Source organism: Pseudomonas fluorescens, assembly GCF_000802965.1.
GTDB classification, from domain to species: domain Bacteria; phylum Pseudomonadota; class Gammaproteobacteria; order Pseudomonadales; family Pseudomonadaceae; genus Aquipseudomonas; species Aquipseudomonas fluorescens_A.
Map to the genome: position 1 here is coordinate 217,542 of NZ_JSAK01000013.1, position 8,286 is coordinate 225,827.

Genomic DNA, 8,286 nt, shown 5'->3' on the forward strand with positions numbered 1-8,286 from the left:
GTCAACATTTCTGCTGAATGCCGGATCGCTAATCGCGAGCAGGCTCACTCCTACAGGGATTTGTGTCAATTTGTAGTTAGGCGTTCCAACCCGACGAACGGGCAGTCAGCGAGCAACTCGCTGAGATGGCGACCGTCCGCCAGACGCAAATCAGCAGGCGCCAATTCAGCCAGCGGATACAGGACGAAGGCCCGTTCCTGCAGGTGATAGTGCGGCACCTTGAGGCGAGGCTCGTCGATCAGACGGTCACCGAACAACACAATGTCGAGGTCCAGCGTGCGCGGTCCCCAACGTTCAAGACGCTCGCGACCCTGTTCGTTCTCGATGGCTTGCAAGGCGTCCAGCAAATCCAGCGGCGCCAACGCACTGTCGAGGGCCGCGACCGCGTTGGTGTAACGCGGTTGGCCGGGGAGCAGCGAGTCGCTTTGATAAAACGCCGAAACCTCGACCAGTTTCGATTGCGGCAACCGCGACAGCGCTTCGACAGCGCTGCGCAGTTGTTCGGCGGGTTCAGCCAGATTGCTGCCCATGCCGATGTAGATGCGCTCCATGACTACTCGCCCGAAGCGCTCGGCGCGCCGGCAACGCGTTTGCGCTTGGAACCGCTGCTACGGCGACGTTTGCGCGGTGCGCCGGTGCCTTCGTCCTTGCCGCTGAGGTCGCGGATCATGTCGCGACGCTCGCTTTCGTTGGCGTCCTGATAATCCGTCCACCATTCGCCCAGGCCATCGGTCTGCTCGCCGGCGCTTTCGCGCAGCAGAAGGAAGTCGTAACCGGCGCGGAAGCGTGGATTGTCCAGCAGCAGATCGGCGCGTTTGCCGCTGCGGCGGGGCAGGCGTTCCTGCATGTCCCAGATCTCGCGGATCGGCATGGTGAAGCGTTTCGGGATCGCGATGCGCTGGCATTGCTCGGCAATCAACTCGTGCGCTGCTTCCTGCATTGCCGGAATCGGCGGCATGCCGCGTTCTTGCAGGCGCAGGACGCGGGCGGGCAGGGCTGGCCAGAGCAGGGCCGCAAACAGGAACGCCGGGGTCACCGGCTTGTTCTGCTTGATGCGCAGGTCGGTGTTGATCAGTGCTTCGCTGATCAGGGTGTGGGTGTAAGTCGGGTTGTATTCCAGCGCCTCGGCACTGGCCGGGAACAGTGGGTCGAACAACTGCAGGTCGACCAGCATCTCGAAGGTGTCCGCGGCATGGCCGGAGAGGAACAGCTTGAGTACTTCTTCGAACAGGCGGGCCGACGGAATCTCGCGCAGCATTGGTGCCAGGTCGCGGATTGGCGCAGCGCTGTGTTTTTCGATGCCGAAATTCAGCTTGGCGGCGAAACGCACGGCGCGCAGCATCCGTACCGGGTCTTCCTGGTAGCGCTGCTTTGGATCGCCGATCAGACGGATCAGATGATTGCGGATGTCGTGTACGCCGTTGGCGTAATCGAGGATGCGCTCGCTGACCGGATCGTAATACAGGGCGTTGATGGTGAAATCGCGGCGCTGCGCGTCTTCTTCCAGGGTGCCGTAGACGTTATCGCGCAGGATGCGCCCGCTCTCGTTGCGAGAAGACTGGTTGCTGTCTTCCTCTTCTTCGTTTTGCGGGTGGTTGGCGCGGAAGGTCGCGACTTCGATGATTTCGCGGCCGAAGTGGATGTGCACCAGTTTGAACCGGCGACCGATGATCCGCGCGTTGCGGAATTCGGCCCGTACCTGTTCAGGCGTGGCACTGGTGGCGACGTCGAAATCTTTCGGCGTGATGCCGAGCAGCATGTCGCGCACGCAACCGCCGACCAGATAGGCCTGGTAACCGGCGCCCTGCAGGCGTTCGACGATGTTCACCGCGTAACGGCTGAATTGCGCCTTTTGCAGCGAATGTTGGCCGCTATTAAGCACTTCAGGCGTGCTGCGGATGTGTTGCGTACGACGCACGGGAGTGCGGAATGACTGGAACAACTTCTTCAGCATGGGATGCACTGTTTGAAGGAATGTTCGGCCAAAAACGAAGAATGACCGCATGATGGGCGGGGATTCTAGCATTTAGTCGGGGGATGGTGTAGGACGCAGCAGATATGAGCTGTAAGCCGCATGCTTCAAGGCAGAAACGGGCTGATTCGCGGGGATTTCCAAATCGCGGAAACTACAAGGGGAGCCGAAGCTCCCCAAGAAGTAGTTGCATGCTCTATTTTTGTTATTGGTTTCGGGCTTTTTGTTTTTGTTAAGTGCCCTCGCCATGAAGCTTCCTTCATGACCCTCCCAATCGGGAGCCAAGAGCAAACGGATTGCTTTGGTCGCTGAATTGCAGTGATCTTTCGATCCAACCAGTACAGGCTCTGTCTGAGTGACAGTTTTTTGTTGTTCTCAGCCTGGTCGTGGGGCAAGCCCCAAATACAACGCCTCTCCAAAAGAATCAGTTAGCTGCGCCTCTCGCCGTCTTGTTTTTATTGTGCGTGAGTCGATTCGTCTTATTTTTATTGTCTTGTGCATTGCTTGTTATTGTTCTTGTACCAAACATATAGCAGGGTGCGTGCCAACTTTTGCGAACCCCAGTAAAACAAGGGGTTAGGCATGCCGATGGGGTTTTCGCAGGCCAAAAAAAGCCGGGGCTTCGTTACCGTAAGCCCCGGCTTCTGTTACGTGAAAAAGCTGAGGTAACAGTTTTTTCACAAACTCACGTGTTACCCCCACATCAGACAGGCGTGGTTCAGCTCTCGCTGGCCACCCCGGTCTTGCGTCGTGGAATGCCCAGGCGCTGACGGCGTTCCCACAGGCATTTACGGCTGACCCCGAGTTTGCGCGCCAGCTCGGTTTCGGTCATGTGGTCCTGGTGTTCGAGCACGAAATGTTGGAAATAGTCTTCCAGCGACAGGTCTTCGGTCGGTTCATGGCTGCTGTTGGCAGCATTGTTGCCCTGTTGCGGCGCCAGGCCGATGAACTCGTCGTCTTCCAGGTCGCTCAGTTCGATGTCGATACCCAGCAGCTCGGCGGAAATCTCCGGGCTCTCGCACAGAATCACGGCGCGCTCGACGGCGTTTTCCAGCTCACGAACGTTACCCGGCCACGAGTAATGACGAATCGCTTGCTCGGCGTCCGGGGCGAACTTCAGGTCGGTGCGGTTGATCCGCGCGCTCTGTCGCGCCAGGAACGCATTGGCGATTTCGTTGACGTCCGCACCACGCTCACGCAGGGCAGGGAGTTTCAGGGCGATTACGTGGAGGCGGTAATACAAGTCTTCACGGAATTGGCCGATCTTCGCCAGGCTCTTGAGGTCACGGTGCGTCGCGGCGATCAGGCGCACATCGACTTTCTGCGACTGGACCGAGCCCACGCGACGAATTTCACCTTCCTGCAATACGCGCAGCAGGCGAGCCTGGGCTTCCAGTGGCAGTTCACCGATTTCGTCGAGGAACAGGGTGCCACCGTCCGCCGCTTCCACCAAACCGGCACGCCCGGCGCTGGCGCCAGTAAACGCGCCCTTTTCGTGGCCGAACAGTTCGGACTCGATCAGGCTTTCCGGAATGGCCGCGCAGTTCACCGAAATCATCGGTGCCTTGGCGCGTTTTGAGAGGTTGTGCAGCGCACGCGCTACCAGCTCTTTACCGGTGCCGGACTCACCCTGAATCAAAACGTTGGAGTCAGTCGGTGCCACTTTGCGAATCTTGCTGTACAGATCCTGCATGGGTGGGCATGAGCCGATGATGCCGATCTCGCCGTTGCTGTTGTCGACACCCGGTTTTGCCGCGCCATTGGCGACTTTGCCGGCAACCGGTTCACTGGCTTGCACGGTTTGCCGATCACGCAGGATTCGCGCGACAGCCTGGAGCATTTCGTCGTGATCGAAAGGCTTGGCGATGTAATCGACCGCGCCCATTTTCATCGAGTCGACGGCTGAGCGCAGGCTGGCGTAGCTGGTCATGATCAGCACAGGAGTGCCCTGGCCGAGTTTGATCAACTCGGTGCCAGGCGCGCCAGGCAAGCGCAGGTCGCTGACGATCAGGTCGAACGTGGGAATGGTGAAGCGTTCTTGTGCTTCCTGCACTGAACCGGCTTCGCTGACCTGATACTGGTTACGTTCCAGCAGGCGGCGCAAGGCGGAGCGGATAATGGTTTCGTCTTCGACGATCAAAATGTGCGGCATTGATTCGATACTCTCGACGGTCTCAGTTCACAGCGGACGTCGCTTCGACATGACGCGGCAATGTCACCCGGATACGGGTGCCGCGTTGGCTCTGAACATCAGCCGGGCTGTCGATGGTGATTTGTCCATAATGCTCTTCAACGATGGAATAGACCAGTGCAAGGCCCAGACCGGTGCCTTCGCCAGGATCCTTGGTGGTGAAGAAGGGTTCGAACAATCGGTCCATGATGTTCTTCGGAATACCGCTGCCTTCGTCCTCCACGATCAGATCGACCGTGTGCTCGCCGGCTTCGCTCTTGACCCGCACCGCGCTGCCGGGAGGCGAGGCGTCACGGGCGTTTGAGAGCAGGTTGATCAACACCTGGGCGAGCCGCTGCGGATCGCCTTCGACCCAGTGATCGGGGTCGCACAGGTTGTAGAACTGCACTTCGAAATTGCGTCGGTTCAGGGCCAGCAGGCCGATGGCATCCTGGGCGACTTCGGCCAGACAAACGGGCTCGTCGCTGTGCTGGTGGCTGCCGGCATGGGCGAAGCTCATGAGCGACTGAACGATGCGCGACACGCGTTTGGTCTGCTCAAGGATCTGCCCGCTGATTTCTTTAAGTTCGCCGTCCTCTTCACGCTCTTCGCGCAGATTCTGCGCCAGGCAGGCGATGCCGGTGATCGGGTTGCCGATTTCATGGGCCACGCCGGCCGCCAGTCGGCCGATGCTGGCCAAACGTTCGGAGTGCACCAATTTGTCTTCGAGCATCTGGGTTTCGGTCAGGTCTTCCACCAGCAGCACCAGGCCGCTGTTGCCCGGCGCGAGCGGTTCATCGATCGCTGCTTTGTGCAGGTTCAGCCAGCGGGTCTGCCCGTCGAGGGCCAGGTGCTGTTTGTGCAAGTGTTCGTCCGGGACGTTGATAAAGCCTTGTAACAACTCCTTCCACGGGTTGGCAATGGTACTCAGGCGCGAACCGACCACGCGCTGCGCGGCGATGCCGGTGAGTTCCTCCATGGCTTTGTTCCACATGAGGATTTCCTGGTCCTTGGCCAGCGAACAGACGCCCATCGGCAATTCTTGCAGGGTCTGGCGGTGATAGCGGCGCAGGGCATCGAGTTCGGCGGCCAGGCCGGTCAGGCGCGAGTGGTAATCCTCGAGGCGACTTTCAATGAAGTGGATGTCCTCGGTGACATAGTTTTCGCCGCCCGCCTTATAAGGCAGGAACGTCTCGACCATGTCCTGAGCCACACTCGGGCCCATCAGGCCGGAAAGGTTGGCTTCGATCCGGTCACGCAAGCGACGCAAGGCATAAGGTCGGCGTTCGTCGAACGGCAGGTAGAGGTCGCGCAGCGCCTGCTCGACTTCCTTTTGCGCAGCCTTGGCGCCCAACGGTTTGGCCAGTTGCGTGGCAAATTCCTGGGGCGAGGCGGCGTGCAATTCGCGGCGCTGCGGGCGACGCACGTTGTCCACAGCGCAGGCTTCGGCGGCGCTGGCTTCCTCGGTGCTGGCGTTGGTGAACAGCGAGATCAGGGTGAACATCAGCACGTTGGCGGCCAGCGAAGCGATCGCTGCCATGTGCCAACTGGTGTCGTCGAGCACGTAGATCATGTTCAGCAGTGGAATGTAGAAGCCTTGCAGATTGCCGACCAGCGGCAGGAGCATGGTCACCAGCCACACCAGAATCCCCGCCAGCAACCCGGCGATGAAGCCGCGACGGTTGGCGGTCGGCCAGTACAGCACCGACAGCACGCCGGGCAAGAACTGCAAGGTGGCAACGAAGGCGACGATGCCGAGGTTGGCCAGGTCTTGCTCGGCCCCCAACAGCAGGTAGAAGCCGTAGCCGGCCATGATGATCGCAACGATCAGCGCTCGGCGCGTCCACTTCAGCCAGCGGTAGATGTTGCCTTCGGCGGGAGGCTGGTACAGCGGTAACACCAGATGGCTAAGCGCCATCCCCGACAGTGCCAGGGTGGTAACAATTATCAGGCCACTGGCAGCCGACAGCCCGCCGACGTACGCCAGCAATGCCAAGGCCTTGCTGTTGGCGGCGATGCCGATGCCCAGCGTGAAGTATTCCGGGTTGGTGGTGGCGCCGAGTTTCAGGCCGGCCCAGAGAATCAGCGGCACCGCCAGGCTCATCAACAGCAGGAATAGCGGCAAACCCCAGCTGGCGCTGACCAGCGAGCGTGGATTCAGGTTTTCGGTGAAGGTCATGTGGTACATGTGCGGCATCACGATCGCCGAGGCGAAGAACACCAGCAGCAGCGTGCGCCACGGGCCTTCCTGCAATGGCGTATGCAACGCGGCGAGGGCGGTCTGGTTTTGCAGCAGCCACAACTCCAGCTGTTGCGGGCCGTCGAACACGCCGTACAACGCATACAGGCCGACACCGCCGAGGGCGATCAGCTTGATCACCGACTCGAAGGCAATCGCGAATACCAAGCCTTCGTGTTTCTCGCGGGTGGCGATGTGGCGGGAACCGAAGAAAATCGTGAACAGCGTAATCAGCGCGCAGAAGCTCAGGGCGACGCGATGTTGCACCGGCTCGCGGGTCAAAATACCGATGGAGTCGGCCACCGCTTGAATCTGCAACGCCAGCAACGGCAGCACGCCGACCAGCATGAAAATTGTCGTCAGTGCACCGGCCCAGGTGCTGCGGAAGCGGAAGGCGAATAAATCGGCCAGGGACGACAGCTGATAGGTGCGAGTTATCTTCAGGATCGGGTAGAGCAGAACCGGCGCTAGCAGAAACGCCCCGGAAACGCCCAGATAGCTGGACAGAAAGCCGTAGCCGTACTGATACGCCAGGCCGACCGTGCCATAAAACGCCCACGCACTGGCATAGACCCCCAGCGACAGGGTGTAGGTGAGCGGGTGGCGAATGATCGCCCGGGGGATCATGCCCCTTTCACTGATCCAGGCCACGCCGAACAGCACCGCCAGGTACGCGGCGCTGATCAGGATCATCTGGGTCAGGCTAAAGCTCATCGGCATCTTTTTGGCTCTGCAGGATGAAGGTCACGACGATCAGAATCAGCCAGAGCAGATAAGGGCGATACCAGGCGCCAGTGGCGTCGATCCACCAATCCATGATGGCTGGGGAAAACAGATAAATCCCCACTACCAAAAGCAGGACCAAGCGATAGATGTACATCCCGGCCTCTCTTTTTTATGCGCGTGCCCGAAAACGTGCGGCGATGGTAACGGATGGGCGCGTCACTGCAAGTACGATCACTGTAGCTGGGCCTCGGGCAGGGTCAGTGTGCGCGGGATCAGCAAGGCGTCCCAGTGAGCGATGCCCCAGTTCAACACCTCGCGCGGCGCGGCGTAAGCCAGTTCGACGCCAGGCTTCTGCCCTAATGCGCGCAGTGCCCGCAGCAGCAACGGCGTGGCTTGATCTTCGGTCAACGGCGGTGAGCGGTAGGACTTGCCGAGTTTGTTGCCATCGGGCTGAGTGATCAGCGGGATGTGCAGGTAACGCGGCTGGCGCAGGCCGAGCAGTTCCTGCAAGTAGAGCTGGCGCGGCGTGGAGTCCAGTAGGTCGGCACCACGGACGATGTCGGTGACGCCTTGCCAGGCATCGTCCAGCACCACCGCCAGTTGATAGGCGTAGAGCCCGTCACGGCGGCGAATCACGAAGTCACCGACATCCCGGCCCAAGTGCTGATGGAACTCGCCTTGCACCCGATCTATGAAGTGGTAGTCCAGTTCGGGGACGCGTATGCGAATGGCGGCGTCTTCGGTGCCATGCCCGGCATTGCGGCACAGTCCCGGATAAATGCCGTGATACGGCTCCAGCTGTTTGCGCGAGCAGGTGCAGGCGTAGGCCAGGCCGTGATTGAACAGGCGATTGAGCACTTCGGCATAGGCATCGTGGCGATCGCTTTGGCGGACCATTTCGCCATCCCACTCAAAGCCGTAGCCTTCCAGAGCCTTGAGAATCGCCGCCTGAGCGCCGGGTTCTTCTCGCGGCGGGTCAAGGTCTTCCATGCGCACTAACCAGCGGCCCCCCACCGAGCGCGCGTCGAGATACGAGGCCAGCGCAGCAACCAGCGAACCGAAATGCAGATGGCCGCTCGGCGTGGGGGCGAAGCGCCCGATGTAGGTGGGGGAAGTGGTGGAGGTCATGGGCCAGATATTACGCGATCAGCATTTCGTGGGAGCCGGCTTGCTGGCGAT

Annotated in this window: 6 protein-coding genes; all 6 read right to left on the reverse strand. The window is 60.3% G+C overall.

Going from position 1 to position 8,286, the window contains the following annotated elements; all coding sequences use genetic code 11:
• Positions 1–65 precede the first annotated feature (65 nt).
• Positions 66–551: a 2-amino-4-hydroxy-6-hydroxymethyldihydropteridine diphosphokinase gene (gene folK, locus NL64_RS11865; RefSeq protein ID WP_034148266.1), complete on the reverse strand. Its 486-nt coding sequence runs from the start codon at positions 549–551 to the stop codon at positions 66–68.
• 2 nt (positions 552–553) lie between these two features.
• Positions 554–1,954, reverse strand: a complete 1,401-nt coding sequence (locus NL64_RS11870; RefSeq protein ID WP_034148267.1) for a polynucleotide adenylyltransferase PcnB — start codon at positions 1,952–1,954, stop codon at positions 554–556.
• Positions 1,955–2,690: 736 nt separating this feature from the next.
• On the reverse strand, positions 2,691–4,124 hold the full coding sequence (locus NL64_RS11875; protein WP_034148268.1) for a sigma-54-dependent transcriptional regulator: 1,434 nt from the start codon (positions 4,122–4,124) through the stop codon (positions 2,691–2,693).
• Between the two features lie 22 nt (positions 4,125–4,146).
• A complete protein-coding gene (locus NL64_RS11880) occupies positions 4,147–7,101 on the reverse strand; it encodes a sensor histidine kinase (RefSeq protein WP_172668664.1) in 2,955 nt (984 codons plus the stop codon).
• Positions 7,085–7,261, reverse strand: coding sequence for a hypothetical protein (locus tag NL64_RS30115; RefSeq protein ID WP_003176118.1), 177 nt, complete (start codon positions 7,259–7,261; stop codon positions 7,085–7,087). The genes NL64_RS11880 and NL64_RS30115 overlap by 17 nt, the downstream gene beginning before the upstream one ends.
• A gap of 77 nt (positions 7,262–7,338) precedes the next feature.
• Positions 7,339–8,235, reverse strand: a complete 897-nt coding sequence (gene gluQRS / locus NL64_RS11890; protein WP_034148270.1) for a tRNA glutamyl-Q(34) synthetase GluQRS — start codon at positions 8,233–8,235, stop codon at positions 7,339–7,341.
• Positions 8,236–8,286: the final 51 nt, after the last annotated feature.

Coding starts and splice junctions, on each gene's coding strand:
- folK (WP_034148266.1), bottom strand. CDS start 551: ATGGAGCGCATCTACATCGGCATGGGCAGCAATCTGGCTGAACCCGCC.
- NL64_RS11870 (WP_034148267.1), bottom strand. CDS start 1,954: ATGCTGAAGAAGTTGTTCCAGTCATTCCGCACTCCCGTGCGTCGTACG.
- NL64_RS11875 (WP_034148268.1), bottom strand. CDS start 4,124: ATGCCGCACATTTTGATCGTCGAAGACGAAACCATTATCCGCTCCGCC.
- NL64_RS11880 (WP_172668664.1), bottom strand. CDS start 7,101: ATGCCGATGAGCTTTAGCCTGACCCAGATGATCCTGATCAGCGCCGCG.
- NL64_RS30115 (WP_003176118.1), bottom strand. CDS start 7,261: ATGTACATCTATCGCTTGGTCCTGCTTTTGGTAGTGGGGATTTATCTG.
- gluQRS (WP_034148270.1), bottom strand. CDS start 8,235: ATGACCTCCACCACTTCCCCCACCTACATCGGGCGCTTCGCCCCCACG.